Raw genomic sequence first — 23,261 nt, forward strand, 5'->3', positions numbered from 1 at the left:
AGAGCCGACGATGCTCTTTGTTAGGTTCGTGCCCAACCAAGAGTAGGGCTTTCGGTCGCAGATGCTAAGGAGGCACTAGGTTTCCCTCTTCCTTGGCCGCTTCGAGAAACGCCCTGCGGACCACTTCGGGTTTCACCTGATCGATCATGGCATCCATGCAGAGCTGCACTGCGCTGTGCCACTTGGGGCCACGCTTGGTCCACTGCAACAGTTGCTCGGCGGCTCCCTCGACGTTGTTGCACTGATAAGCAATGCCAGGGCGGGTGGTCCTTACGGAGACCGGCGGAGAGAACCAATGGAGCGACATTCGTACATAAGCGACGGCTTAACTAAGAGTTCCCTCAACCACGCCCGGTTCGAGCAAGGATCGGGTAAACCGGCTCGGGGCCTTACTCCTCCGGCCAGCCCTGTTGCGGAACCTATTCACTGGCCGCAAGGTTTGGGTGGAAGGTCAGGAGTATGCCATGAGTTCCAAAGCTGGGGATGGCCAGCTCGCTTTCATTGAGTTCCAGTCGCCCACGCTGGTCGAGAATGCGCCCGAGGGCGGCGAATGGCTTCACGAGATCAAATACGACGGCTACCGCACCGAGCTGATCATTAAGGGCGGTAAAGCGCGGGCCTTCACGCGTCGTGGCTACGACTGGTCGCATCGATACCGACGAATTGTTCAAACAGCGGCGGGCTTGCCGGTGAAGGCGGCGATCATCGACGGGGAGGCTGTCGTTCTCGGCGACAGCGGCCTGCCGGATTACCAAGCCTTGGAACGGGAGTTGGGCAATCCAGACTCGGCGAGGCTCATCTTTTACGCGTTCGACCTGCTGCACCTCAACGGGCGCGATCTACGACAGCAGCCGCTGGTGAGGCGCAAGGCAGCCCTAGAGAAGCTGCTTAAGAACTCAGCGCCGACACTGACCTATGCCGAGCATCTGGAGGTGAGCGGCACGGACGTGTTTGAACATGCCTGCCGAATGGGCTTGGAGGGGATTGTCTCCAAGCGCACCGATGCCACGTACCGCTCGGGTATCCAGACGAGTTGGCTCAAAGTGAAGTGCATCAAGAGCGACACCTTCCCCATTGTCGCTTTCGTGGAAAAGCTCGGCGCTCACCCGCGCCGGATCGCATCGCTCTACATAGGCCGTCGCGAGGGCGACCGACTGCTCTATGCCGGGAAGGCTCGCAGCGGCTACACCTTGAGCGCTGCGCGACTGGTTCGAGAGCGGCTTGACCCGCTGATCATCAGCAAGTCGCCTCTGTCAGAGCCCATTTTGAAACCGAAGGCGACATGGGTCAGACCAGACGTGCTGGCCGAGGTGCAATTCAGTGGCGTAACAGATCGCGGCGTGCTGCGTGAAGCCGTGTTCAAGGGTCTGCGAGAAGACCTCGTGGCGATCCCGGCCAAGCCTCCTGCGCCATCAAAGCGACGTGGGCCAGCCCGGGAATATGGCGTTCCCAGCGAGAACATCCTGCAACTGCTGCCCGAGGCGGTCTCGCCGTCCAAAGAAGAGCTTGCGCGCTATTGGCAGAGGGTTGCCGATCACGCACTCGTCCATCTCGGCCACCGACCGCTGAAGCTGGTCCGCCATGCTCTCGGCGCAACCTTTTACCACAAGGGCGCGCTGCCGAAGATCCCGCCAGCAGTGCATCAGTTGCGCGTTCAGAAGCGCGAGGGTGGCGAAGGTGTGCGCGTGTGGGTGGACGACCTTGCCGGCCTGCTAGGGCTGGTCGAGATGGATGCTGTAGAGCTGCATCCTTGGAATGCCACCGTTGATGACATCGAGCATGCCGACCGCATCGTTCTGGACCTCGACCCGGGTGAGGGGGTCGAGTGGGATGAGGTCATCCGGACCGCGCTAGCGCTCCGCGACATCATGGAACCAGAAGGTCTGGAGAGCTGGCCGAAGGTGACGGGCGGCAAGGGAATTCACCTGATGGCCCCACTTGCGACGAAGATCACGCACGACAATGCCCGGCTCCTTGCCCGGTCGTTCGCCAAGCGCCTCGCTGAAGCTCATCCTGATCGCTATCTGCTCTCCGCCGCACCGGCAGCCCGAAAGGGCCGCATCTTCATTGATTACCTCCGCAATGGGCGCGGCAACACGGCGGTCGGCGCCTTCTCCCCACGAGCGCGACCTGGCTTCCCAATCGCTCATCCCGTGACCTGGAGCCAGGTTGAGGCAGCCATCCGTCCAGATGCCTTCACCATCGACCGTCCGTTCAGGGCGGCCGTCAGAAAGGCAGCGTGAGGATCAAGGGCAGGAAACGAAATTCCCGGCAGGGATTTTTGTCAGCAGTCGGCGAAGACGCCTAGCCGAACAATGGATCACTCAACTATTTGCCGCAGAGGTCGAGCTCTATCCAGGCGAGCGCATGATCACTCGGCTTTTCCCAACCTCGCAAATCAGCGTCCACGCCGGCATCACGTAACCTGTTCGAAAGTGATGGGCTCACGAGGAGATGATCCATCCGATCATAACCGCCCCGGTAGGAGAAGTTCCAATACGTGTAGATGCCTTTCTGTGGATGGATGCGGCGGACGGCATCAATCCAGCCGTTACCCAGCATTTCGGCGTAGGCTTGCCGGCTCTCCGGAAAGGTGACTGCGTCCGCCTAGCCAACGTCTCGGCACCACGGTTGCCACGAACGAGCTTTTATCGGCCGCACGGCCGCAAGCCGCTCTCCCATCTGGTTTAGACATTGGTCATCCTCTCGGCTCTCCCTAACCGCCGAGCGTGGGAAAAGATTCACTTCGCCGGTCTCGAGCATCGGGGATCACTTCAGGCGCCATATTCCGCGGAGTCCGTCAGGCTGGTGAACTTTTAGGGCCGGCGCTGCGTTCCGTGCAGCGAACTCGGTTGATGCACAATGACGGAATCCAACGCTCGTCCCGCGCCGCAGAAAAAGGATGCACGTGGTGCCGAGGCCCGCTTTTCGTTCGATCGAATGGCGATCGAGCGGTTTCAGCAAACCTTTCCGCGTGCCAGATGGAGCGACGAGCGCAGCAGCTGGTTCGTACCCGGCAAGACGGCGGCCCGGCGGATCGACCGCTGGCTGGCGCAAGAGGCAGCGCTACGGGCGCCCCATGACGATAGCAAGGGACGCGATGCCTTCGCCTTCGACCCAATATCGAGCCAGTATCTGGAGATCGCGGACGACCTCCGCATTCGCACCTCCTATTCGAGGACCGTGCTTGAAGAATTGCGCGCTGTTCCGTGGGCGAGTTGGGACGATGAGTTGCGGGCTTGGAGAGTTCCGTTCCGCTCATATGAAGAGCTACGGCGCCGATGGCCAAGCATCGAAAAAGCTGCGCAGCATGCCGAACCGGAGGAGAGGAAACGGCGACGAGCAGCCGCCAGGAACACCGAAGCATATAAAGCCGCACAAAAGCGGGCTGCTGAACGCCGGCGCCATCGCTATCCGCTGCCAGCTCAAGATCTACCTACTCTGGGCCGCGCTGTCGCAACCGAGCAGTACGGGATTGTCGTCTTCACTGAAATTTCCGGTGAACTGGTTGAGCTATCCGACGTAGCCGCCTTCTACCCCCGCGCAATGCCTGCGAACGGCGACTTCGTTTGGGGCAGGTGGCGTTCGGCTACGCTGGCCGAACTTGTGAGCACATGGCCCGCTCGGCTATCCGCCGGGCCGACCGAACGCTTCAGAGGCTGGTGGAGGCCAACGCTCGCCGAACTTAGAGTTGCCCGTCGAAAAGCCCGCGGCAGTGAGCGTAGTAGGCGAAGTCGCGAGCGGTAGATGCGGCGCTCACATCCGGCGTTAAGGCGGCCGCAACACACGGATTCTTCGGTCGGGCGGAGCTTGGGCAGGTCTACTGCTGACTGATGGCGACCGCCTTGGGTCCAGCCTGTGTGGAAACGCATTGATTTGGTAAAGTGATTCCCCGATCAGAGAGGGGAGTCGGGTATCGCTTGGAAGTTACCGCAAGAATTGTCATATCGCTCCTTAGCAGCGTGGAGAAAATGTTCGTCGCTGGATACCGCCCTTACAAGGCGGAAAGGGCACCGCGGCGGAAATGACAAACCCGCCGAGCGCGAGGCGCGGCGGGCGGTCACGCGTCGCGCCAGGCTGGGCGGGGGCTTGGGGTACGCCTGGTGCAGCCCTGTTCCATGCCGGCGAAGCCGACTGACAGCGCGCGTGGTCAGGTGCCGGCCGCTGAAGGCGGCTCGAGCGTCGACGATGCGGAGACCCACACCCGTCCTTGAGGCCATGCAGCGTGCCAGTCTTAGCGACCCCCGGCCGGGCGTGCCGATCGGCGAGCTGATCGCCCGCCTGCCAGCCCGTCTCCGCGCCATGACACCTCCGAAAACAGGATCCTAACCGTCCTACAATATCCTCGGGGGTGTGGGGGCAGACAGCCAGGCAGACAGCCCCCACGGGGTAGCTCACCGCCCCAGCCGGCGCAGGAGCCGCCAGCTGAAGTAGAGCAGGGCCCACAGCACGGCCGAGGCCAGCCAGCTAACTGGTGAGCGTGACGGTCAGGCCGGCGAGCGTCAGCGCCGAGGCGCCGAGCACGGCGAGGAGGCCCCGGAACCCCTGCCGAACCGCGCCGACAGGCGCGTGAACCGGCCCATGTCCGCCGCGGATGTCCACAGCTTCAGAACATCCGCCGTGGCGCGGTAGCCTTGCGCCTTGGCGACGATGCCGAGGAGGTCGGCGGCGGCTGTGCGCAGGGTGGCCAACGGGGCAGGGCGCAGCACGCCCGTAAGCGTGGCGCAGGCGGCGGCGAGATCGCCGGCCCTGGCGAGAGTCACCGTGGCGCGCAGCGCCTCGCCATCGACGGCGTCGCCGGCGAGCCGCACCAATTCGCCGCGCAGCGGCTTCGACAGCCGGCCGCCCTTGCTGGCGGCCTTGAGAACCGTGGCCCCGACGCGTGCCGGCGTGGTGGCGCCGAGGATGGTCACCGTGACGACCGCGATGGTGAGCCCGACGGCGGCGAGGCCGAGGATGACCGGGTCATAGGCGGCGCCGTCGAGATAGGCGCAGCCTTCGTGGATCAGGTCGCGCACGTCGCCGATGCCGGATGCATCGGTGACCAGGGCGCCAGCCAGGCCAGCGGGGATTGTCGCGTCGCCGGTGGCGGCGCCGCGCCAGGTATCCCTGGCGACCCGGCCGAGGTCGGTGGCCTGCGCCGCACGACGCGGTCGCTCAGGCTGGCGGGCAGGGGGTGTGCAGCTGGTCGGCCAAGTCGTGCAGGCTGGCGGCGAGCTCGGGGGCGTCGTCGGTGAGCGCCTGGTCGACTGAGGGCCTCGAATACATGGGCTGATTCAACAAACCCGGCCTGGATTCGGTTCCATGGCCCGCGCGTCGAAGGATTGAACCGGAAGAGTCCGGCTGCGTTGTTGGGACTGGAACGGCAATCCTCGGAGGAAGAAATGGCAAGCACTGGAACAACACGTGGACGCAATCAGGACCGTGCCAGGGTCGCTGGTGGGCAGGATCATGAAATGAAGTACGAGGCGGGCAAAACCGGCGCCAGCAAAGCTGACGTCAAATCGGCGGTGAAGTCGCTCGGCAACAGTCGCAAGAAGGTCGAAGACGAGCTGGGCAAGAAGTGAACCTCGGCCGCACAGGATGCCGGCGAAGTTGGCGATACCAAGAGCTGGGGGTTCAGCGCAACGGGATAGGCCACGCCCCCCTGCGCGCCGGTCGCCGCCAGTATCTCATGAGGGGGCATGCACATGACCCGCATCGCCACCTTCAATGTGAACGGCGTCAACGGCCGGCTGCCTGTGCTCCTGAAGTGGTTGGGCGAAACCGACTACGACATCATTTGCCTGCAGGAATTGAAGACGTCGGACGACAAGTTCCCTGTCGATGCGATCAGAGAGGCGGGTTACGGCGCCATCTGGCACGGCCAGAAATCCTATAACGGTGTGGCAATCCTCGCTCGCCGAATCGAGCCGGTGGAACGTCGACGCGGCCTACCGGGCGATCCAGACGATACCCACAGCCGCTATATCGAGGCCGAGGTAGATGGGATAGTCGTAGGCTGCCTCTACCTGCCCAATGGCAATCCAGCGCCTGGCCCAAAGTTCGACTACAAGCTGCGCTGGTTCGATCGTCTCATCAGCTACGGCCAGCATTTGCTCGACGACGGGGCACCAAGCGTTCTCTGCGGCGACTATAATGTCGTTCCAACCCCAATCGACGCCGTGGTGCCGAGGCGATGGCTGGGCGATGCGGTCTATTTCCCGGAGAGCCGGCAGGCCTATGCCAAAATGCTCAGAGGTGGCTGGATCGATGCCGTCCGGCGCATCCATCCGGAGAAGGGCATCTACACCTATTGGAATTTCTCCTACCGGGGCGGCTTCGATCGGAGTTCCGGCCTGCGCATGGACCATCTCCTGGTGAGCCCCTCTCTTTCCGACCGGCTGCGTAATGCCGGCGTGGATGTCGAGCTTCGCGGGTGGGAGAAGCCAAGCGACCATGCGCCGGCCTGGATCGAGCTCAATTGAACCACGAGGAACACGGATGGTCGAACCGGATTATCCCGAAATGAACGAGTCAATCGACAATATCTCTCTCTACGCGGCCGGCGGCTACAGCTTTGCGGTTGAGACGCCCCAAGAAGGCCGGACGCAGAACGCCCACGATGCTGAGACCAGGATGTTGCGAGCCAAGAAACTGCTCACTTTGGGTTTCGCGTTGCCTTTTTCGTTCGGCTTCTCGGTTCGACGCAAGCTGACGAAGGTGATCCAATGAAAAATGTCGCTGCTTACGGATCCCAATCTTCCGATGGGCTCACTGCTGCGGTGCCGCGTCCTCGGAGGAATCGCGGCGGATGTGTCGAGCGGGGAACCGCCAAACGCAACAACCGCCTGGCGGCACCGCTCCTGCTGCACCAGGAGCATCCACCATATGAGTTCGCCTACATGCCACTGAACAAGCTCAAGAATATCGAGGACTACTTCGTCGGCTGCCAAGTCGCCGAAGGCAAGGAAGCGAAGATCGTGGGTCATCAGGACAAGTCCGAGGCGCAGAGCATTGTCAGGGAGGCGGTCGGGCCTTGACGAAATTGGACCGAGCCCTGCGGTTTGGACCGCTTCGTGAGCGCTGGGTTCACCTCTGCGTCGACATGCAACGGATGTTTGCCGAGGCGACTGAATGGCACACGCCGTGGATGGAGCGTGTATTGCCCAATGTCGTCGCCCTCGTCGAACTTGATCCGGCGCGGACGATCTTCACCCGGTTTATTCCCCCTCAATCTCCCGACGACGCAGTCGGCGCCTGGCGGCGGTACTATCACAAGTGGGGGACGATGACCCGCGATCGGCTCGATCCTCAGCTGATTGATCTTGTTCCGGAACTGGCGCGGTTCGTGCCGCCCGCTTTGCTGGAGGACAAACCCGTCATGTCCGCTTGGCACGGGTCACTGCATGCTCGCCTGCGGTCTGCGGGCATTGATTCACTCATCGTGTCAGGCGCGGAGACGGAGGTTTGCGTGCTCGCCACTGTGATGGGGGCGATCGATCTCGGCTACCGGGTGGTCATCGTGGCTGATGCGGTATGTTCCGGAGCTGACTCGACCCACGATGCCATGCTCGCGATCTATGAGAGCCGCTACGGCATGCAGGTCGAGACGGTGACCACCGCCGACCTCCTGGCCGCGCGGCTGGACGGAATGTTGTGACATCAGGAGCACCACTGCGCATGACGGAACAGGAAATGATCATCGACGGGTTGGGCGTCACTCCGAGTTTCGATGTCGCGCTGGAAGCGCGCCGGCGCGTGGACTTTCTCGTCACCTATCTTCGTGCATCGGGCCTCAGTGCGTATGTGCTGGGGATCAGCGGCGGAGTGGATTCACTCGCCGCGGCCCTTCTGGCTCAACGGGCCGTCGAGGAACTGCGAAAGGCGGGATACGAGGCAAGATTCGTGGCGGTTCGTCTCCCGTACGGCACTCAGGCGGACGAGAAGGACGCCCAGCGAGCTTTGGACACCATAGGAGCGGATGAAGTGCACCGGGTCGACATCAAGCCGGCTGCCGACGCGATGCTGGATTCGATCAAGCTGGCCAGTGTCGAGCTCGGCGATGCCGGCCGCGAGGATTTCTTGCTTGGCAACATTAAGGCGCGTCAGCGCATGATCGCCCAGTTCGCGCTCGCCGGCGCCACCCGAGGGCTGGTCATCGGCACCGACCATGCGGCTGAGGCATTGATGGGCTTCTTCACCAAGTTCGGCGATGGTGCCGCCGACATTCTTCCGCTTTCCGGGTTGAACAAGCGCAGGGTTCGCGCTTTGGCAGCGCATCTGGGCGCTCCGTGTGAACTTGTTGACAAGATCCCGACCGCCGATCTGGAGAACCTCGTTCCGCTTCGGCCGGACGAAGATGCATATGGTGTCTCGTACGATCAGATCGACGACTTCCTCGAAGGCCGAGAGATCGACGAAGCGGCGCGCACGCGCATACTTCATGTGCATTCCAGCACAGCGCATAAGCGAGCGCTTCCGGTCACAGCCATTGCCATGACTAATTCGCCATTGCCGCATCGCCAATAACTGCCTCACGATACACGGCCGACGTGCTCGCCGCAGCCACCGCGAAGCCGAGCCAGAGCCATTCCACGCGAGAATGGTAGGGCCTGCGCGAGGCTCAAGACGTCCCCCTTCGCCCGCGCCCAAACTGCCCGACGGCTAGCCGGCATCATCGAAAACAATGAGATGTAGGCGCGACTGCAGAGTGCATTATTTAATCGATTGACTCGCGGAATGCACCGGCAGTTAATTTCCCCGGTAGGGCAAAAGAGGGGCCACGAACTGGGAGCAAACGATGACTGTGCAAAAAGAAGAGGACTATCGAACCAACAGAGCCGACTATGCCATTGCTGCGACGCATAGCCGAGCGACCGCTGAAGGCGATCGCCACGATTTACTGGCAAGAAGAAAGTCGCTGTGGGTAAAAGATCGGCGATCTGCAAAATTGGCTGCAAACCCGTCGGAAAGCTCGCCAGAGCCGAAGGCCAAACCGCGCGGTTATTGAATCAACGCCAGTCACTTCGTCCTGCTATCGTCAAGCGCGCCCCTGCGGGGGGCGGCGCTTTGTAGTGCATAGCGGCCGAAATGGAAATCGGCGGATCGGGTCTCATTACGATCGTGCTGCGCGAGTGGCTGGAAACTAACGCCTAGCTGCCAAGGCGGGAGATCGACGAAAACGGATGGGGACGCGTAGACGCGTCTTCCGCGATCGCGGAATTACCTGAAACGCCAAGCTCGCTACTATTCACGTGGCGGACCCCAACCCGCCAGGCCGGCGCCGCCAAGCGTTCTTACCCCACGCCCCCAGAGGCGCCGGCCGCCTTCAGAAGGAAGGCAGCCGAGTTTGCGGGTTTCTGACACTGCATCGCCGGTCATGTCAGCAGCGTGTACTCTCATTCAGAAGAGGAAGCTTACGGCAAGTGCCACCACTCTCCGCGATTGGCTCACAGCATCCTGACACTTGCGGGTTCGGTCAGATCAGGCATGGCGCTTGAAGGGTCCGGCAACCTGTTGGCGTCTGGTCCAATCAACCAATGCGAGCCATAAGGCCGTTGGCGACCGCGACCTATAGCGTGCTCACTGGCGATGTGTTCTGTGGATGGCTCCCGTTGAAAGAGGCAATTCGTTGTTCTGGCGCATTGGTTGGGTGCCTGTTCATGCAGCCATTTGAAGCTGCTGGCCCTGATGGGGTCGGCGACGCTGCTGCTAGCCGCAACGTGCACACCGCGATCCATGACGCGCTTCGCCTATGCGCGATACTTTGTAGCGAAGCACAGGTTTGTCGAAAGGAGCGAAGTCCTTTTGCCATTTCAAGAAGCGGGAATTGCCGGAAATGCGAGTGGGCGTATAGCTACGATGCTGACCATGCCTCACCCCCTTGAAAGCCCGGGAGAGGGCCGGCAGCGGGTGGTCGCCTTTAAGGTGGCCTAAGTGTTTGATCCCGAGCTTTGATGGTGCATTCTTTTCTTCCGAATCGAAGGAGGCACTATGGGCCAGGTTCTTCACGGCAGCGCCACGACGACAGAGGCAGTCCGTCGAGCAATCAAAATAGTCAAGAGAGCCTGAGAGCGCTGGCGAAGCGCTACGGGATCAACCAGAAGACGGTCATCAAGTGGAAGGGGCGGACGTCGGTCGCCGATGTGCCGACGGGGCCGAGGAACCCCTCCTCGACGGTGCTTACGATCGAGGAAGAGGCAATGATCGTCGCCTTCCGGCGGCACACCTTGCTGCCGCTCGATGATTGCCTCTACGCACTGCAGCCAACGATTCCGACCCTGACGCGTTCATCCCTGCATCGCTGCCTGCAGCGACATGGGATCAGTCGCCTGCCGGAAGTCGAAGGCGACAAGCCGGCCAAGATCAAGTTCAAGACCTATCCGATCGGCTATTTCCACGTCGACATCGCCGAGGTGCAGACGGCCGAAGGCAAGCTGTACCTCTTCGTGGCCATCGATCGGACCAGCAAGTTCGCCTATGTCGAGCTGCACAAGCGGGCCACAAAAATGATCGCGGCCGAGTTCCTGCGCCATCTCACCCCGGCGGTTCCCTACAAAATCCACACGATCCTCACCGACAACGGTATCCAGTTCAAAAACCGCGAGCAGGACCGCACCGCCATGGAGCACATCTTCGGGCGCACCTGCCGGGACAGCGGCATCGAGCATCGCACGACCAAGGTGAAGCATCCCTGGACCAACGGACAGGTCGAAAGGATGAACCGAACCATCAAGGAAGCCACCGTCAGACGCTTCCACTAGGACAGTCACCAGCAGCTCGAAGCCCATCTCGCAGACTTCGTCAGCGCCTACAACTTCGGACGCAGGCTAAAGACCCTGAAGGGACTCACACCATACGAATTCATCTGCAAAATCTGGACAAAAGAGCCAAAACGATTCAGGCTCGATCCTCTCCATCAAATGCCGGGACTAAACCCTTAGGTCACCGGCGGGCGGAGCTTGCGTTTTTCTTTCGGAAGGGAAAGTCTCGCGCGAAATGAAGGCGGGAGATTTGGGATGCGCAGTCGGGTGATATTCTCTTTGGCAATTCTGGTTCTGTCCGCAGTTCCGGCAGGAAGCAGCCTCTTTGACAAGAGCACATGCATGCAAGGTGCGAGCAGAATCGCGCGCGATTTAGCTGACCATTTCAATGGCGTCAGCGAGCGCTTGGCCGCCTGTGTCAACTACATTAACGACAGAGAGGTCGAGAACCATAATAGTCAGCAGGAATTGCTCCGCGAGTTGGCGCAGCAGATTGCAGCGTTGGAGATTAGAGTCAGCGAACTTGAACAGCGCTAGTCGAATGCCCCGCCAATCTATCGCTGAAGAGCTTGAAAGCGCCGCCGACCGCATCGCGGACATCTCACGCGCGGATCTGCAGGTCATCCTGCGCCGCGCCGCATTAATGCTTAGAAACGTCTCCGGCGCCCGCAACGGAGGACGCTCTCAACTCCATCGCGGCTGAAATGAAAATTAGTAGATCCGACCGCATTCAGATCGTGCTGGAAACCAACGCCTATCTGCCGGTCCGGGCGATCGATGAGGAAAGCGAGACGGACGGCAGTGCGCAGGCTGGTACGGGACCTCTATGCAGAAGACCCGCCGCTACATTTGCGAAGCGACGGGCCTCCGCCCCATTCCCCCATACTGACCTTGCAAGTGCGGTGCCAGACGCATTGACCCATTCCGGGGCACCTTATGGCTATACACAGCGGAATTTCCACCACGTACTTCGTTCGCATGTTTCGATTCCATTAGCTTGAGCGCATGTATTCGCCAGCCAGGCGAGCACCCCCGAAGGCTCGCTGGTCAGGCCCAGCGGCCTCCAGCTGCCAGTCCCCCCGCAACCAAGCCGCTGGGCCGTCCCCGTTAGGGCGAAGCGCTAAGACCTTGCTTGCACCGCTCAAATGAATGGCAATTTTCCGTCTGAATGCGTTTACGGTCCATTGTCTGCGACCAGCATGGGTGTCGCGTGGGAGGCACAGTAACTCCCCTTTTTAAAGGCGTCGAGATGCTACGAGCACCGCAAAGCCAGTTCCTGAGACCTGAAGATCGGGCGATCTGCCAGCGGGTGGTCGACCAAATAACCGCCGACGCTAAATGGTACAGCACCTCGATAGACGGTCAGATTCTGGCCTCGACGACGCTGACTCTCTTTCAATCCGGGGTCGTCAATGAAACGAATTTGCTGGCACATGTTCGCGCGCGCCGCCACGACTTCACTAAGCTGACCGGCTAGCTCTTCACCTTCGGCGTGATCTCTTCGATCTTGGCGCCGGCCCCCGATCTAGCGCGCCTCCGGCAAGTTGCTTGGACCTCTCCTGCAAAGATACTTTGGTGCAGATTAATTGAGGGAGGGCTAAAATGAAATGTGCAATTCTGGCCGTATTGGCGGCTTTGACCTTGGCTTTTGCGACCAGCGCCTATGCACACAGCGGCGGCACCGACAGCAATGGTTGTCACAAGAACCACAAGACAGGCGACTACCACTGCCACTGACTATGCGGCCCTCTGAATGACCCGCCTATCTGTTGCGGAAGAGCTTTGAAAGCGCCGCCGACAGCATTCACTTCCCTCCTCGTCGTGACGAACAGTGTTCGTTCGAATGATGCTATTCCGTTGCCTTGAGCGCAAGTTTTTGGTCAGCCAGCACAGCGCCTCCTCTTAAGCTTGCTGGTGGTCAAGGCCCGCGATGAAACGGCCAATCAAATACGACCCCAAGCGCCACGTGCGCTACGATCCGGACCTGCTGCCCCGCACGGGGCACAGGTACAAGCCAGCCAAACCGGCCCACGATGCCGTATGGTGGCCCAATGTCATCTCGGCAATTGCTATTGCCGGTTTCTTCCTCACGTTCATCTGGAGCTAAGACAATGCTACCTTTTGTGCAGGCAGATGGCTCTCAGGCAGGCCGTGCTCAGCCTTTTGTGCAAGAAGTTCGTACCGCGGGTGCTCATTCCGTAGTTCCTTCGTCCCTGAAATCCTGCAACGACGCGTGCCGCAAGTCGTCCTCGCCGCGCAGATGCTTCACACGGCCAATGACTGGCGGCTGGAGAGTTTCCCGACGCTTGCGCAGGCCCAGGGCGCTGCAAGCCCGACCTCGCTTGCGGCGGAGGTCGCAGGCAAGGTCTGGCTGTTCACGCTCGGACCGAAGGATGGCTCCACGCCCGACGGAACCAAGGTCGTCGAGATCGGGCCCCTTCCTCCGATCAGCGCGAGCGAGCATTTGCTGCGCGTCAACCGCGCCGGTGGAGCGCCCGGCGCCAAGTCGCAAATCCATACACATCCGGGACCGGAGGCCTTCTACGTGCTGGCCGGCAAGCTCGGCCAGAGAACGCCCTACGGCGTGACCTATGCCGAAGCCGGCACAACCATGACCGGACACGGGGCCGACACGCCGATAGAAGTGTTCAGCGCCGGCACAACCGATCTCGATGAGCTGGCCATCTTCGTGCTAGACGCCGACCGGCCGTTCTCGTCGCCGGCCAAGTTCGACTGAGGCGAAATTTCGCGGGGTGGCGCGAATGTTCGTTCGTTGAGCAGGTTCAGCGCCCGCTTTACGTCAAGATGCAGTTGGCCGATGGCATCGTAATGCTCACGAAACGGCTTGAGGCCAACTTCGCGTCCCGCAGTTCACGCTTCAGTAGCGAAGCCTGCTTTCACCACACGCTAGCAAAGCGCGAGGCAACCAAGAAGCCCGCGCCTCTGGCGGAGAGCGCGGGCCCGATCGGGTTGCGGCCCGATCTGCAGCGGGCAGTGGAGGGAGCGTGCCTAATGGTCACAGGCAATTATTAGAAATCCCTAAAGTTCCACCCTGACTAGAGCGACCGACGCCGGCAGCGCCGAGGAGTTTACTTTGGCTTTGTCGCGCAGATCGCGAAGCGGTGCTGGGTGGCGCGTTCGAGCGCCTTGGGCCAACTCATCTGTTGAGCTTGGGCGTGATGGATCGCAACCAGTTTTCAGACGACGACGGGCTGATCGAACCCGGCTTCGGCCAGCAGGCGCCCTATCTCTTCCGCCCGTGCGCCGCCCGAGAAATAGACACCGGCAAGAATGCTCTGGTGGCGTCTGGCCATGGAGGCGAGGTCATTGTCCACGACCCGCGACTTGCCGGTTGTGAGCTTCTCCCAAAGTTCCCGCAAACTCGTCGCCCAGTTGCGGCTGACAAAATCGCCGTCGATGACCAGCAGCTTGCCGCCGGGCTTCAGCAGCGAGAACCATTCGGCAAACGCGGCCTTTGGCTCCACCAGCGTCCAGACTAGGTGACGAGTGGCGATGACATCGTAGCTCGCCTTGTCCTCGAGCGTCCGCTCGGCGTCCCCTATGATGAAGCGTATACCGGCGCCGCGGTTTTGTGCCTTGGCGCGTGCCTTGGCGAGCATGGCTTCTGAGCAGGTCGAGGCCCGCCACCACAAACCCCAGATCGTGAATCAGATGCGAAATCACGCCCGTCCCACAGGCGAGATCCAACGCCACCCGTCCGACGCAGGGTCCGAGGTGTTTGCTTATGAGCGCATCCCATGCGGCGCGCTCCTGCTCGGAAAAAATCTCGTGACCGACCTGCAGGTCGAAGGTCTCGGCGCGATCGGACCAATGGTCCCGAATTTCGTCGCGCAGCGAATAGTTTGCGTGAGCCGTCATCACCCGAAATGCTCTCCCCCAAAGCGGTACGTTGGAATTGCTCTGAAAGATAATTCTTGATTACACCTCCGGTTCGCCGACAAATGCATCGTTATCGCCGAGGGCCGGATGTTCGCCTGCGGCACGCCGGAAGATGTCGTCACGCCGGCGCTCTTGCGTGATGTGTACCGCGTCGAGGCGCGGATCGAGCGCTGCTCGCGGGGCATCGGTCATGTAATGGTGGATGGCGTCGCGGACGAAACGGCAGCAGCTTGGCGGTTCCAACTTCTCTGACGGGGATTGTTAGGGCCTCGCCAGTGGGAAACGCAGGGCGCGCGGGGGGCCTCGCGCGAGCCAGTTATCCGATCACCCGCCCAGATTTTTGTCTCAAACATTCTGGCCCCCTTAAGGAACAAATCCGCTCGAGGTGCAGTTCGGTCCTTTTAAGCATGCAGGCCCGAACATGGCTGAAATCGATAAAGCCAAACAGAAGGTTATTGCCGAAGTTGTGCGGCGGTGGATCACCTCAGAGGTAATCCGCAATTACCTTCGCAACATGCTAAATCTGCCTGTAGAACGGGAGCTGCCGGCTGAGCAAAGGTATTTGCTGGAGGAACTTGATAGGGCCGACAAAGAGTGACGTATGGCCCCCCACTGGTTCAACCCTCCGGTCCCCGTCAAGACACAGCGTACCGGGATCATTCGCAACGTCAACAACGCCGAGACAGCCGGCGAGGAGCTGATGAAGTGGACCAAGCGTGGCCCTTGCTGGGACCTCGCGGTGCGCGTTTGCATGGCCGTGATATTCGACGAGATGGGAGCTGAGGAGGCCCGTAAGGCATTCCTGGCTGCCGCTAAGGAGGAGGGGACGTTACTTCCCCCCAACGGCAAATAGCTAAATTCGATTGCAAAGTCAGTCTCTAGCCACGAGGGCCCGCCGCCCGTGAGAAAAGCGACGGGCCCGACAGCGGGTGCATCCACGAAGAATCGACCGCTGCGAGTTCTAAACCCGCGAGGGCCTGCGTTGTTCCCTTATCAGCGGAGGCTGCAACTGGGTTGGTCAGCAGCCTCTTGCCGCTCTAAGTTCATCCTCATGGGTCCCTTCTGGTTCTCTCCACCGGTCTACGTGAAGACGAAACGTCCAGGCATTCGCCATGGGGTCAGCCACGTCGAGGGAGCCGCCGAGGAACTCATGGCGTGGGACACAAAGGGCCCGAGGTGGACCAAGGCTGTCCAATCCTGCGTCGATGCATTCGAGGGCAAATCCTCCCCCCAAGAGGTCCGTGAAGCCTTCGAGGCGGCTGCCAAGGAGGCCAACGTGTATCTCTCCCCTGAGTAGGAGGTATCATGGCAACCCATTGGTTCGTCCCTCCGGTGTTCGTGAAGACTGAAACCGGTGTCAGGCATGGCTGCAACAATGCGAGGGCAGCCCTTGAGCAGCTCAAAACGTGGACCCGGAGAGGACCCTGCTGGCATAAGGCGGTGACGCTGTGCCTGTCAGATCTGGAGGGCGATTCGATTGACCCTCAGGTGGTGCGAAAGGCCTTTGAGGCTGCCGCAAAGGAGGCCAAGATGTATCTCTCCCCTGAGTAGGAGGTGTCGTGGCAACCCATTGGTTCTCCCCTCCAGTGTACGTCAAGACCGACCGACCTACGGGTCTAACAATGTCGAGGGTGCCGCCGAGGAACTCCTGAAGTGGACCAAGATGGGACCTAAGTGGCGGAAGGCTGCACAACTATACATCGACGCGCCGTCGAGGATCGGGCGACTCCGGAGGAGGCCCGTAAGGCCTTCGGGGCTGCTGCTAAGGAGGAGGGGATGTTCGTGCGAAACGTTGGCGAATAGATTCGCTATTTCGGTGCGTTAGCCTACAGTCATGAAGTCGCCAGCCAACTGTTAGGCAGCCGGCGATTGAGAGGGTGTCGTACTCTCGCCTCGTGAGGTGAGATGTTTAAGCGTTACGTCGGCACAAGCGCATTTTATCCGAATGATCTTGCGCTACTCCAACGAGTGTTCGACGAGATATGCGCAGACGGCAACCACGATGCAAGCTCGGGCGACGCTGAGATAATCGCGTCTACGCTATTGCAATTGTTCCAAGACGGAATGACTGACGAAGCGGCCTTGCTCGCTGAGATGCGCTCACGGCAACGCGACTTTATCCGTCATACTGGCTAAGCATCAGGAAGGGGTCTCCCGTGTCCCTGTGCCCCTCGGCTGCGTGATCGCGCACTTTTTGATCTAGCCATCGACAGCAAGCTGCGTGGCTGTGATCTTGTGAAGCTTAGGATCGGCACGTTAGTCGCAGGTCCCGAAATTCGGACTCGCGCGATAGTGTTTCAGCAGAAGACAGGTCGTCCCGTTCAATTTGAGTTTATGGCTGACGCCCGAGCGAGCCTGCTCGCAGGGCTTGAGCGGCATGGGGGGGACAGTCGAAGACTTTAGCTGAGAATCGGCGTGCAAAATTGACCCCATAAGCCGGGGAATCGGCGTCCAATTTTGCCCCCCCCCTGATGCTTTGATTTGCGACCATCGGCTCGTCGTGGCGAGCGGATGGTGTGGGGATGAAGTCGGTGGATACGATTGCCCGGGTTCGGCGCGCCTTCCATGTGAAGGGATGGTCGCTCAAGCGGATTTGCCGCGAGTTGCCTGTGTCGCGGAACACCGTCCGCAAGATTCTCAGATCCAATGAGACATCGTTCTCCTACGAACGCGACCGGCAGCCCAAGCCGAAGATCGGTCCGTGGCAGGATCAGCTCGACGGGTTTTTGAATGGCAACCGTGGCAAGGCGGCGCGCGAGCAACTGACACTGATCCGGATTTACGAAGAGCTTTGCAGTCTCGGCTACGACGGTGGCTATGACGCCGTCCGCCGCTACGCGAAGAGCTGGGCGAAGGCGCAGGGGTCGGCGACGGCGGACGCCTATGTGCCGCTGTTCTTCGCGCCGGGCGAGGCCTACCAGTTCGACTGGAGCCACGAGATCGTCCTGATCAACGGCGTGACGGTGACCGTGAAGGTCGCCCATGTCCGGCTCTGCCACAGCCGCATGATGTTCGTCAGGGCCTATCCGCGCGAGACGCAGGAGATGGTGTTCGACGCCCATGACAGGGCCTTTGCAAGTCATGTGGGCAAGGGCGGCGGGATCCATCCCTTCAGCTTTCAGGGCGTCCTCATCCCGGCTATCAAATATGCCCTCAATCTCGGCGTCATAGGCAAGCAGGGTGGTCGGCTGAAGGCTGCCGCCTGATTGGCTTCCCTCAGCGCCGTCACCCCCGATAGCGAAGAATAGAGCGCTGGTACGCCCTTTGGATCGAATCGTCCTCGGCGCCGCGGCCCGACAGCGGATGTCGCGCATAGATCGCTTGTATCGGCGGCGCATCGGATGTGCCCCTCCAATGCCATCAGGGGCAATGTCGAAGTGGCGCTTTCGTATCGCTTGGCGATCTGCGCGAATGGCACACGCTGCGCGCCTGGTGCAAAAACTGCTCACATCATGCCGAGGTGAAGGCCGCTGGCCTGGTCCGGCGCTATGGCAAAGATGCGCTGTTCAGCACGGTCGAAAGGGCCCTGTTCTGTACGAGCTGTGACAGAGGCGGCCCGGTCAGGTTGGAGATCCACAAGCTGCCGAGGAACTGAAGCGCTCGCCTAGCGGGGAAGGTGGCCGGCGCCGCTGGGGGGGGCGTTGGGGTAGTTTGCCTGAATAGGCGCCGGCCGGGCGGGTTGGGGTCCGCCGCGGTGGATAGTACCGAACTTGGTGATTCAGGTAATTCCGCGATCATGGAAGACGGCCTACGCGCACCCGTCGGTTTCGCTTTCCTCGTCAACCGTCTTCACTGTGTTAAGGCCCGCTATTCCAAACATTACTGGATCAGTGAGGAAGCGCTCGTCTGGCTGGGAGAACGGACGGCACTGCACAAGTGCGCTGAACAGATCTGCCGTGGAGCATCTGGCGCGCATGAAGGAAGCCGCAGGTGCCTAGCACGCGAGGGGGAAGTCGCGCGGTCGTCTATGATCTTAACTGCGCAACGACCACGCCGCGGGGCGCCCGGGTTGCGAGTTTGCCGGAGCTTGCGCAACGAGCAGTATACCAGTTGCTGCTTCTGACCTGCGAAGGGATCGCCGCATCGTGGGCTCGGAGGGAGAAAGCAAACGAACTTGGAACTGGGCTGCCTGAGTGTAACGATTAAGTATCGATAAGAGGTCATTATCGATAGTGAAACAGCCGCCAGAGAAAATCCCCTGCAAGTCAACTTAACAGCCGGATAGCTTGACTAACGCGAATCAGGCATCATGAAAACAATGGCTTACGACATCGGTCTTTTGTCCCTCGACACCCTCATCGCGCCCGTCGCGAAGGCGACCGAGGCTTTGGCGCGGCTTGATGAGCGACTGGCGCGTTCCCCCGTCCGCGACGGTTTTGTCGAGCGCCAGCACTTCGCCGACGCAGCCGCCGCGCTGTGGATCGAGGGCGAGCTCGCCCATCTTGAGGACCTGGTCCTGCACGACGCCCATATGGACATTCGGACGCCGACCCATGAGCTCACCCGGGCCCATGCTGTGCTGCGAACCCGCCGGCGAATTTTTTCGCAGAAGCCGGACTGGGCGCTCAGCCGTGACGGTTTTTTGGCCCTGACCGGCCGGGGTGGCGCCATGTCGGAGGCGGAACAAAAAAACCGGGAAGGGCAGGGGGGTGGAAACAGCGTCGTTGAAGCCGATGTTCGGGACGATATTGAGGACGAGCTTCTGGCTGAGGAGTTTGCCGAGATCGATGCTGTCCTGGCACGCTCGTCGAAGATTCTGAGCGGCGCCGACGTGCCTGCTCGAAGAGAGGAGATGTCACTTCGTCACCGGCCGGAGCCGCAAAACGGCCTGATCTACGATCTTGACTGGAATGAAGAAGAACGGCTGGCCGAATGGCAGGACGTTATCGCGGAAACGCGGGAGTTGCCGGCGGTGTTGCGCGCGGCGATCCTGCTCGAAGCCTGGTCGGACATCGAGGTGCTTCAGCATGGAGTTTGGCTCGGGCCGCTGCTTGTTGCCGCGCTGCTGCGGCAGGAAGGCCTTGCCGCCAACCATCTGGCCTGCTTGCATCTCGGTGCCAAAAACATCCCGCGCGAGCGGCGGCGGGCGCGCAACCGGTCGGACCGGTTGCTGGCCTGCCTTTATGCTATCCACGACGCCGCGCTGGTCGGCCTGAAGGAACACGATCGGCTGGTGCTGGCAAAAGGCCAGATGGAGCGAAAACTCCGCGACCGCCGCACCAGCTCCAAACTGTCCGAGGTCGAACTCGTGCTGTCGCGGCCACTCGTCTCGGCAGGCATGATCCAGGAGCGGCTAAAAGTGACAAAACAGGGGGCGCTCAATCTGGTCGGCGAGCTCGGGCTGCGCGAGATGACGGGCAGAGGAAGGTTTCGAGCGTGGGGAATTGTGTAGTCCGCAACGCAAGGTTCTCTCCCTTACGAAGTTATCCAACTTGACGAACTTGCGATCTGTAACCATATTGGTGACAGCAGGAGGTTCTTCATGGCCGCTCCAAAACCAAGCAATCATAGCGGGTCCGCGTCGCATGCGGGAGTCGCCACCCTGAGCTTCACCACAAAGCTTCCGGCACAGGCAGACTTCAAGAAGGTATTGCTCGAACGCTATCAGGAAGCGATCGCACGCAGCCGGAAGATCGGCCACCGCGTATCGTTCCGGGTAGAGGTCGATCCGGCGGCTGATGCGCAGACGATCACGCCAGTCGAAGAGCAACCGATCGCTTCAGACGACACCTTTCCCGTCGAGGACACGGGCATGCCCGATGCCGAACTTGAGGCGGCTCTTGCCGGAGCGCGCGCGCGTGGCCGCAAGCGTGTTGCCGAAATTGTCGCCGGCGAGGGCATGCTGAGCGCGGATGCCTTTGCCAAGCTGCTCGGCACATCGCGGGTGACGGTCAACGCCAAGCGGCAAAGCGGGCAGGTGCTCGGGATCGATGGCGCCAAACGCGGTTTCCGCTTTCCTGTCTGGCAACTCGACAAGGACGGTCGTCCCTTCGGCGCATTGCCGGCGCTGCATGCCATGTTGGGCAACAGTGCCTGGGCCGTCTATCGGTTTCTGGCGTCGCGCCATGGCACCCTCGATGGGCGGACGGGCCTTCGAGCCCTTCAGCAAGGTGATGACGCCTCGGTGTTGGCCGCGGCGGAAGGCATGGCCAGGGGCGATTTCGACTGAATGCCCGGCGTTCCACCTCCACCCGATTTCGCAGCCGCAAAGCTCGAAATCGAGACCATACCGCGGGGTCGGACGTTCGGTCGGATCTACTGGAGCACCTATCCTGATCCATTGGGGTACGGGAAGTCGCCGAGCCGGTTCAGCGATCCTCGACGCCGTCTTTACGCCAACCGGTTTTGGCGTTCTTTACCTCGGTGACTCCTTGAAGGTGTGCTTCCTAGAGACCGTGCTCCGCGACCGCCGCGAAGGAATCCTTGACGATCTTCCAATAGAGGAGGTGGAGCTGACCCGACGGCGCTATGCGGATATCGCTGTGGCGGCGTTGAGGGCACGTTCCTGCTCTTGATTATCGCCTGTGAGCTGTGCGCGAAAATCGGGAATGGAAGGGCCGGAGGCAGGAAGCACGGCCTCAGTCCGAGGCGCTAATCAAGCGGGTCGGCAATGATCGCGAAAAGCTCAACACGGTCGGAAGCGAAACTAAAGAAGTAGTCGCGCGTTGGACGGCGGATAACGCTGTTTCGTCTCTGAGTATGGTTTAGGTCAGAGTGGTCAAGCCAACGTCGCGTAAGGCAATCAATGCGTCGAGCGCTAGTCAAGCGAAGTCGCCCGCTCGTGACGAGCTCACTTTAGCGCCGCCCGCTTTCCGGCCGGTCCAGCTCGCAACGCTCGTGGACACGGTCCCTGCCGGCGATCGTTGGATCCATGAGATGAAATACGACGGCTACCGTATTCTCGTTGCCGTCGGCGGTGGCGAGGCGCGAGCCTACACACGATCTGGCCTGGACTGGTCTAGCCGTTTTCCCTCGATCCTCTCCGAGGCTCGCAAGCTCAAGGTGCGCTCCGCCCTGATTGACGGCGAGGCCGCGGTTGTCGATGCGGAAGGAAGATCTAACTTCCAAGCGCTTCAAAATGCATTGAAGGGTGCCCCGGCGACTATCGACTTTTATGCGTTCGATCTGCTGCAGCTCGACGGCGAAGATCTGACAAGGCTTCCTCTTGTTGAGCGCAAGGCGAAGCTGGAGGCGATCTTGCCTGCGAAAGATCCCGTCCTTCGTTACTCCGACCATATCCTCGGCCGCGGAGAAGAGCTGCTCGATCGCTTCTGCGCAGCCGGCCTTGAGGGCGTCATCTCAAAGCTCGCGGATTCGAGTTATGTGGCGGCCCGCGGCGCAAGCTGGCTGAAGATCAAATGCATCAGGCGGCAGGAATTTGTGATTGTCGGCTGGACGCCGTCCGACAAGGTCCGCGCGTTTCGGTCCTTGATCCTTGGCGTTCATGACCGCGGCAAGCTGCGTTACGCCGGGAAAGTCGGCACCGGCTTCGATACCGCTGAACTTCTTCGTCTCTTGAAGATCATGGCGCCGCTTGAGCAGAAGGCCGCCACCGTCGACGCACCACGCGCCGAAGTGCGCGGCGCACACTGGCTCCGTCCGAAACTGGTCGCTGAGATTGCCTTCACCGAAATGACAAATGAAGGGACGTTACGACATCCGAGCTATCTTGGTCTCCGCGAAGACAAGAAGCCGGAGGCGGTCGTGCTCGAGACTGAACGTCATGCAGCCGATCTCGCCGCGTCTGCGACAACCGCCATCGCGATAAGTAACCGTGACCGCGTCATCTATCCGGAGTCCAACATCACCAAGGGACAGCTCGCCGACCATTACGCAGCGGTCGCGGCGATCATGCTTCCTTGGGTTGGCAGCCGGCCGATCAGTCTGGTTCGATGCCCACAGGGCCGCGCGAAGAAGTGCTTCTTCCAAAAACACGACGCCGGCAGCTTTGGCGACAAAGTCCACCACGTCGGCATCACGGAGAAGGACGGGCACGAGGAACCATATCTCTATGTCGACGATGCCGACGGACTGATGACTTGCGTCCAGATGGGAACGATCGAGCTGCATGGATGGGGGGCTCGGATCGAGGATGTCGAAAAGGCTGACCGCCTCGTTTTCGACCTCGACCCCGATGAAGGCCTCGATTTTGAGGCCGTCCGCGCCGCTGCCTTTCAGTTCCGCGCTATCCTTAAATCGCTGGGGCTTACGACTTTCCCGATGTTGACGGGAGGCAAAGGAGTGCACGTCATCGCGCCGCTCACCCCTGGCGCCGAGTGGCCAGAGGTGAAGGACTTTGCGTCTCGCCTGGCGCAGGCGGTCGCCCGGAGCGATCCGGCCCATTTCACGGCCGTGTTGTCAAAGACGCGCCGCAAGGGTCGCATCTTTGTGGACTATCTACGCAATCAGCGCGGGGCGACCGCGATCATGCCCTACAGCGCGAGATCACGTCCGGGCGCTCCTGTCGCGGCACCGATCACGTGGGCGGAGATGAAGACAATAGATGCGCCCTCTCATTTCCACGTGGGCGATGCTCCTGAATTAAAGAAACGCGCAGCCTCCAAAGCTCTGGCTGGATGGGGTCGCGCTGACCAATCCTTGCCCAATCTGTAGCGT

At 60.9% G+C, this 23,261-nt stretch carries 26 protein-coding genes and 8 pseudogenes; 29 read left to right on the top strand and 5 right to left on the bottom strand.

Annotated elements, in window-relative coordinates; genetic code table 11:
- Nucleotides 1-64: 64 nt before the first annotated feature.
- Nucleotides 65-307 (bottom strand): DUF982 domain-containing protein, encoded by a 243-nt coding sequence (locus NKJ93_RS26790; RefSeq protein ID WP_352484268.1) that lies wholly within the window; start codon nt 305-307, stop codon nt 65-67.
- A 157-nt stretch (nt 308-464) separates the two neighbouring features.
- Between NKJ93_RS26790 and ligD (NKJ93_RS26795) the strand changes: the two genes are divergently transcribed.
- The gene (gene ligD / locus NKJ93_RS26795) at nt 465-2,243 is read left to right on the top strand and encodes a DNA ligase D (RefSeq protein WP_352592155.1); all 1,779 of its coding nucleotides are present in this window, start codon (nt 465-467) and stop codon (nt 2,241-2,243) included.
- Nucleotides 2,244-2,328: 85 nt separating this feature from the next.
- Here ligD (NKJ93_RS26795) and NKJ93_RS26800 read toward each other — a convergent pair whose 3' ends face one another.
- Nucleotides 2,329-2,562, bottom strand: a complete 234-nt coding sequence (locus NKJ93_RS26800; RefSeq protein WP_352592158.1) for an exonuclease/endonuclease/phosphatase family protein — start codon at nt 2,560-2,562, stop codon at nt 2,329-2,331.
- 300 nt (nt 2,563-2,862) lie between these two features.
- Here NKJ93_RS26800 and NKJ93_RS26805 point away from each other — a divergent pair, with 300 nt between their 5' ends.
- Nucleotides 2,863-3,747: a hypothetical protein gene (locus NKJ93_RS26805; RefSeq protein WP_352548626.1), complete on the top strand. Its 885-nt coding sequence runs from the start codon at nt 2,863-2,865 to the stop codon at nt 3,745-3,747.
- Between the two features lie 755 nt (nt 3,748-4,502).
- Here the strand turns inward: NKJ93_RS26805 and NKJ93_RS26810 are convergent.
- The gene (locus NKJ93_RS26810) at nt 4,503-5,018 is read right to left on the bottom strand and encodes a hypothetical protein (RefSeq protein WP_352592161.1); all 516 of its coding nucleotides are present in this window, start codon (nt 5,016-5,018) and stop codon (nt 4,503-4,505) included.
- Nucleotides 5,019-5,040: 22 nt separating this feature from the next.
- Here NKJ93_RS26810 and NKJ93_RS26815 point away from each other — a divergent pair, with 22 nt between their 5' ends.
- The 15 genes and pseudogenes from NKJ93_RS26815 (at nt 5,041) to NKJ93_RS26885 (ending at nt 13,482) form a co-directional block, all read left to right on the top strand.
- Nucleotides 5,041-5,253 (top strand): hypothetical protein, encoded by a 213-nt coding sequence (locus NKJ93_RS26815; protein WP_352592164.1) that lies wholly within the window; start codon nt 5,041-5,043, stop codon nt 5,251-5,253.
- A 131-nt stretch (nt 5,254-5,384) separates the two neighbouring features.
- Entirely contained in the window at nt 5,385-5,567 is a 183-nt protein-coding gene (locus NKJ93_RS26820) for a DUF3606 domain-containing protein (RefSeq protein ID WP_031195005.1), read from the top strand.
- Nucleotides 5,568-5,690: 123 nt separating this feature from the next.
- Nucleotides 5,691-6,467 (top strand): exodeoxyribonuclease III, encoded by a 777-nt coding sequence (gene xth, locus NKJ93_RS26825; protein ID WP_352592167.1) that lies wholly within the window; start codon nt 5,691-5,693, stop codon nt 6,465-6,467.
- Nucleotides 6,468-6,483: 16 nt separating this feature from the next.
- Complete coding sequence (locus tag NKJ93_RS26830; RefSeq protein ID WP_023722182.1) at nt 6,484-6,714, top strand: hypothetical protein; 231 nt, start codon at nt 6,484-6,486, stop codon at nt 6,712-6,714.
- On the top strand, nt 6,711-7,022 hold the full coding sequence (locus NKJ93_RS26835; protein WP_352592171.1) for a hypothetical protein: 312 nt from the start codon (nt 6,711-6,713) through the stop codon (nt 7,020-7,022). The genes NKJ93_RS26830 and NKJ93_RS26835 overlap by 4 nt, the downstream gene beginning before the upstream one ends.
- The gene (locus tag NKJ93_RS26840; protein ID WP_352592174.1) at nt 7,019-7,642 is read left to right on the top strand and encodes a cysteine hydrolase family protein; all 624 of its coding nucleotides are present in this window, start codon (nt 7,019-7,021) and stop codon (nt 7,640-7,642) included. The genes NKJ93_RS26835 and NKJ93_RS26840 overlap by 4 nt, the downstream gene beginning before the upstream one ends.
- A gap of 20 nt (nt 7,643-7,662) precedes the next feature.
- Nucleotides 7,663-8,511, top strand: a complete 849-nt coding sequence (nadE, locus tag NKJ93_RS26845) for an NAD(+) synthase (RefSeq protein ID WP_352548619.1) — start codon at nt 7,663-7,665, stop codon at nt 8,509-8,511.
- 271 nt (nt 8,512-8,782) lie between these two features.
- Nucleotides 8,783-8,992 carry a hypothetical protein gene (locus NKJ93_RS26850; protein WP_084643038.1) on the top strand — a complete coding sequence of 70 codons (210 nt, stop codon included), beginning with the start codon at nt 8,783-8,785 and terminating at the stop codon, nt 8,990-8,992.
- 983 nt (nt 8,993-9,975) lie between these two features.
- Nucleotides 9,976-10,925 (top strand): annotated as a pseudogene (locus NKJ93_RS26855) (IS481 family transposase).
- Between the two features lie 75 nt (nt 10,926-11,000).
- Complete coding sequence (gene cutA, locus NKJ93_RS26860) at nt 11,001-11,282, top strand: divalent-cation tolerance protein CutA (protein WP_023722176.1); 282 nt, start codon at nt 11,001-11,003, stop codon at nt 11,280-11,282.
- A gap of 4 nt (nt 11,283-11,286) precedes the next feature.
- Nucleotides 11,287-11,551: pseudogene (locus NKJ93_RS26865) on the top strand (hypothetical protein); the annotation flags it as partial.
- Between the two features lie 443 nt (nt 11,552-11,994).
- Nucleotides 11,995-12,222 (top strand): hypothetical protein, encoded by a 228-nt coding sequence (locus NKJ93_RS26870; RefSeq protein ID WP_023722175.1) that lies wholly within the window; start codon nt 11,995-11,997, stop codon nt 12,220-12,222.
- A 125-nt stretch (nt 12,223-12,347) separates the two neighbouring features.
- Nucleotides 12,348-12,482 (top strand): YHYH domain-containing protein, encoded by a 135-nt coding sequence (locus tag NKJ93_RS26875; RefSeq protein ID WP_156948257.1) that lies wholly within the window; start codon nt 12,348-12,350, stop codon nt 12,480-12,482.
- Nucleotides 12,483-12,675: 193 nt separating this feature from the next.
- Nucleotides 12,676-12,852, top strand: coding sequence for a hypothetical protein (locus NKJ93_RS26880; protein ID WP_023722174.1), 177 nt, complete (start codon nt 12,676-12,678; stop codon nt 12,850-12,852).
- Between the two features lie 126 nt (nt 12,853-12,978).
- The gene (locus tag NKJ93_RS26885) at nt 12,979-13,482 is read left to right on the top strand and encodes a cupin domain-containing protein (RefSeq protein ID WP_352592177.1); all 504 of its coding nucleotides are present in this window, start codon (nt 12,979-12,981) and stop codon (nt 13,480-13,482) included.
- 352 nt (nt 13,483-13,834) lie between these two features.
- Here the strand turns inward: NKJ93_RS26885 and NKJ93_RS26890 are convergent.
- Nucleotides 13,835-14,624, bottom strand: a pseudogene (locus tag NKJ93_RS26890) (class I SAM-dependent methyltransferase).
- Between the two features lie 66 nt (nt 14,625-14,690).
- Between NKJ93_RS26890 and NKJ93_RS26895 the strand changes: the two are divergent.
- The 7 genes and pseudogenes from NKJ93_RS26895 to istA form a co-directional block, all read left to right on the top strand.
- Nucleotides 14,691-14,897 (top strand): annotated as a pseudogene (locus NKJ93_RS26895) (hypothetical protein); the annotation flags it as partial.
- Between the two features lie 169 nt (nt 14,898-15,066).
- The gene (locus NKJ93_RS26900) at nt 15,067-15,243 is read left to right on the top strand and encodes a hypothetical protein (RefSeq protein ID WP_352592180.1); all 177 of its coding nucleotides are present in this window, start codon (nt 15,067-15,069) and stop codon (nt 15,241-15,243) included.
- A gap of 3 nt (nt 15,244-15,246) precedes the next feature.
- Nucleotides 15,247-15,498, top strand: a complete 252-nt coding sequence (locus NKJ93_RS26905; protein WP_352592183.1) for a DUF982 domain-containing protein — start codon at nt 15,247-15,249, stop codon at nt 15,496-15,498.
- Nucleotides 15,499-15,696: 198 nt separating this feature from the next.
- A complete protein-coding gene (locus tag NKJ93_RS26910) occupies nt 15,697-15,942 on the top strand; it encodes a DUF982 domain-containing protein (RefSeq protein ID WP_352496234.1) in 246 nt (81 codons plus the stop codon).
- 8 nt (nt 15,943-15,950) lie between these two features.
- Nucleotides 15,951-16,196, top strand: a complete 246-nt coding sequence (locus NKJ93_RS26915; protein ID WP_352496211.1) for a DUF982 domain-containing protein — start codon at nt 15,951-15,953, stop codon at nt 16,194-16,196.
- Between the two features lie 621 nt (nt 16,197-16,817).
- Nucleotides 16,818-17,030: pseudogene (locus NKJ93_RS33685) on the top strand (integrase); the annotation flags it as partial.
- Nucleotides 17,031-17,167: 137 nt separating this feature from the next.
- A pseudogene (gene istA, locus NKJ93_RS26925) lies at nt 17,168-17,722 on the top strand (IS21 family transposase); the annotation flags it as partial.
- On the opposite strand, the pseudogene NKJ93_RS26930 reads toward istA, so the two are convergent.
- Nucleotides 17,723-17,972 (bottom strand): annotated as a pseudogene (locus NKJ93_RS26930) (RES domain-containing protein); the annotation flags it as partial.
- A gap of 469 nt (nt 17,973-18,441) precedes the next feature.
- On the opposite strand from NKJ93_RS26930, the pseudogene NKJ93_RS26935 reads away from it, so the two are divergent.
- The 5 genes and pseudogenes from NKJ93_RS26935 to ligD (NKJ93_RS26955) form a co-directional block, all read left to right on the top strand.
- Nucleotides 18,442-18,583, top strand: a pseudogene (locus tag NKJ93_RS26935) (nucleotidyltransferase); the annotation flags it as partial.
- A 320-nt stretch (nt 18,584-18,903) separates the two neighbouring features.
- Nucleotides 18,904-20,037 (top strand): RHE_PE00001 family protein, encoded by a 1,134-nt coding sequence (locus NKJ93_RS26940; RefSeq protein WP_352592186.1) that lies wholly within the window; start codon nt 18,904-18,906, stop codon nt 20,035-20,037.
- Nucleotides 20,038-20,127: 90 nt separating this feature from the next.
- Nucleotides 20,128-20,814 (top strand): XRE family transcriptional regulator, encoded by a 687-nt coding sequence (locus tag NKJ93_RS26945; RefSeq protein WP_352496210.1) that lies wholly within the window; start codon nt 20,128-20,130, stop codon nt 20,812-20,814.
- The gene (locus tag NKJ93_RS26950) at nt 20,759-21,160 is read left to right on the top strand and encodes an RES domain-containing protein (RefSeq protein WP_352516130.1); all 402 of its coding nucleotides are present in this window, start codon (nt 20,759-20,761) and stop codon (nt 21,158-21,160) included. The genes NKJ93_RS26945 and NKJ93_RS26950 overlap by 56 nt, the downstream gene beginning before the upstream one ends.
- 199 nt (nt 21,161-21,359) lie before the next feature.
- A complete protein-coding gene (gene ligD / locus NKJ93_RS26955; protein WP_352592189.1) occupies nt 21,360-23,258 on the top strand; it encodes a DNA ligase D in 1,899 nt (632 codons plus the stop codon).
- Nucleotides 23,259-23,261: the final 3 nt, after the last annotated feature.

Source organism: Mesorhizobium sp. M0028 (assembly GCF_040323855.1).
Lineage (GTDB): Bacteria > Pseudomonadota > Alphaproteobacteria > Rhizobiales > Rhizobiaceae > Mesorhizobium.

Coding starts and splice junctions, on each gene's coding strand:
- NKJ93_RS26875 (WP_156948257.1), top strand. CDS start 12,348: ATGAAATGTGCAATTCTGGCCGTATTGGCGGCTTTGACCTTGGCTTTT.
- NKJ93_RS26900 (WP_352592180.1), top strand. CDS start 15,067: ATGGCTGAAATCGATAAAGCCAAACAGAAGGTTATTGCCGAAGTTGTG.
- nadE (WP_352548619.1), top strand. CDS start 7,663: ATGACGGAACAGGAAATGATCATCGACGGGTTGGGCGTCACTCCGAGT.
- NKJ93_RS26940 (WP_352592186.1), top strand. CDS start 18,904: ATGGCTTACGACATCGGTCTTTTGTCCCTCGACACCCTCATCGCGCCC.
- NKJ93_RS26870 (WP_023722175.1), top strand. CDS start 11,995: ATGCTACGAGCACCGCAAAGCCAGTTCCTGAGACCTGAAGATCGGGCG.
- NKJ93_RS26835 (WP_352592171.1), top strand. CDS start 6,711: ATGAAAAATGTCGCTGCTTACGGATCCCAATCTTCCGATGGGCTCACT.
- NKJ93_RS26850 (WP_084643038.1), top strand. CDS start 8,783: ATGACTGTGCAAAAAGAAGAGGACTATCGAACCAACAGAGCCGACTAT.
- NKJ93_RS26790 (WP_352484268.1), bottom strand. CDS start 307: ATGTCGCTCCATTGGTTCTCTCCGCCGGTCTCCGTAAGGACCACCCGC.
- ligD (WP_352592155.1), top strand. CDS start 465: ATGAGTTCCAAAGCTGGGGATGGCCAGCTCGCTTTCATTGAGTTCCAG.
- NKJ93_RS26830 (WP_023722182.1), top strand. CDS start 6,484: ATGGTCGAACCGGATTATCCCGAAATGAACGAGTCAATCGACAATATC.
- xth (WP_352592167.1), top strand. CDS start 5,691: ATGACCCGCATCGCCACCTTCAATGTGAACGGCGTCAACGGCCGGCTG.
- NKJ93_RS26950 (WP_352516130.1), top strand. CDS start 20,759: ATGACGCCTCGGTGTTGGCCGCGGCGGAAGGCATGGCCAGGGGCGATT.
- NKJ93_RS26820 (WP_031195005.1), top strand. CDS start 5,385: ATGGCAAGCACTGGAACAACACGTGGACGCAATCAGGACCGTGCCAGG.
- NKJ93_RS26910 (WP_352496234.1), top strand. CDS start 15,697: ATGGGTCCCTTCTGGTTCTCTCCACCGGTCTACGTGAAGACGAAACGT.
- NKJ93_RS26945 (WP_352496210.1), top strand. CDS start 20,128: ATGGCCGCTCCAAAACCAAGCAATCATAGCGGGTCCGCGTCGCATGCG.
- NKJ93_RS26805 (WP_352548626.1), top strand. CDS start 2,863: ATGACGGAATCCAACGCTCGTCCCGCGCCGCAGAAAAAGGATGCACGT.
- NKJ93_RS26915 (WP_352496211.1), top strand. CDS start 15,951: ATGGCAACCCATTGGTTCGTCCCTCCGGTGTTCGTGAAGACTGAAACC.
- NKJ93_RS26905 (WP_352592183.1), top strand. CDS start 15,247: ATGGCCCCCCACTGGTTCAACCCTCCGGTCCCCGTCAAGACACAGCGT.
- NKJ93_RS26880 (WP_023722174.1), top strand. CDS start 12,676: ATGAAACGGCCAATCAAATACGACCCCAAGCGCCACGTGCGCTACGAT.
- NKJ93_RS26800 (WP_352592158.1), bottom strand. CDS start 2,562: ATGCTGGGTAACGGCTGGATTGATGCCGTCCGCCGCATCCATCCACAG.
- cutA (WP_023722176.1), top strand. CDS start 11,001: ATGCGCAGTCGGGTGATATTCTCTTTGGCAATTCTGGTTCTGTCCGCA.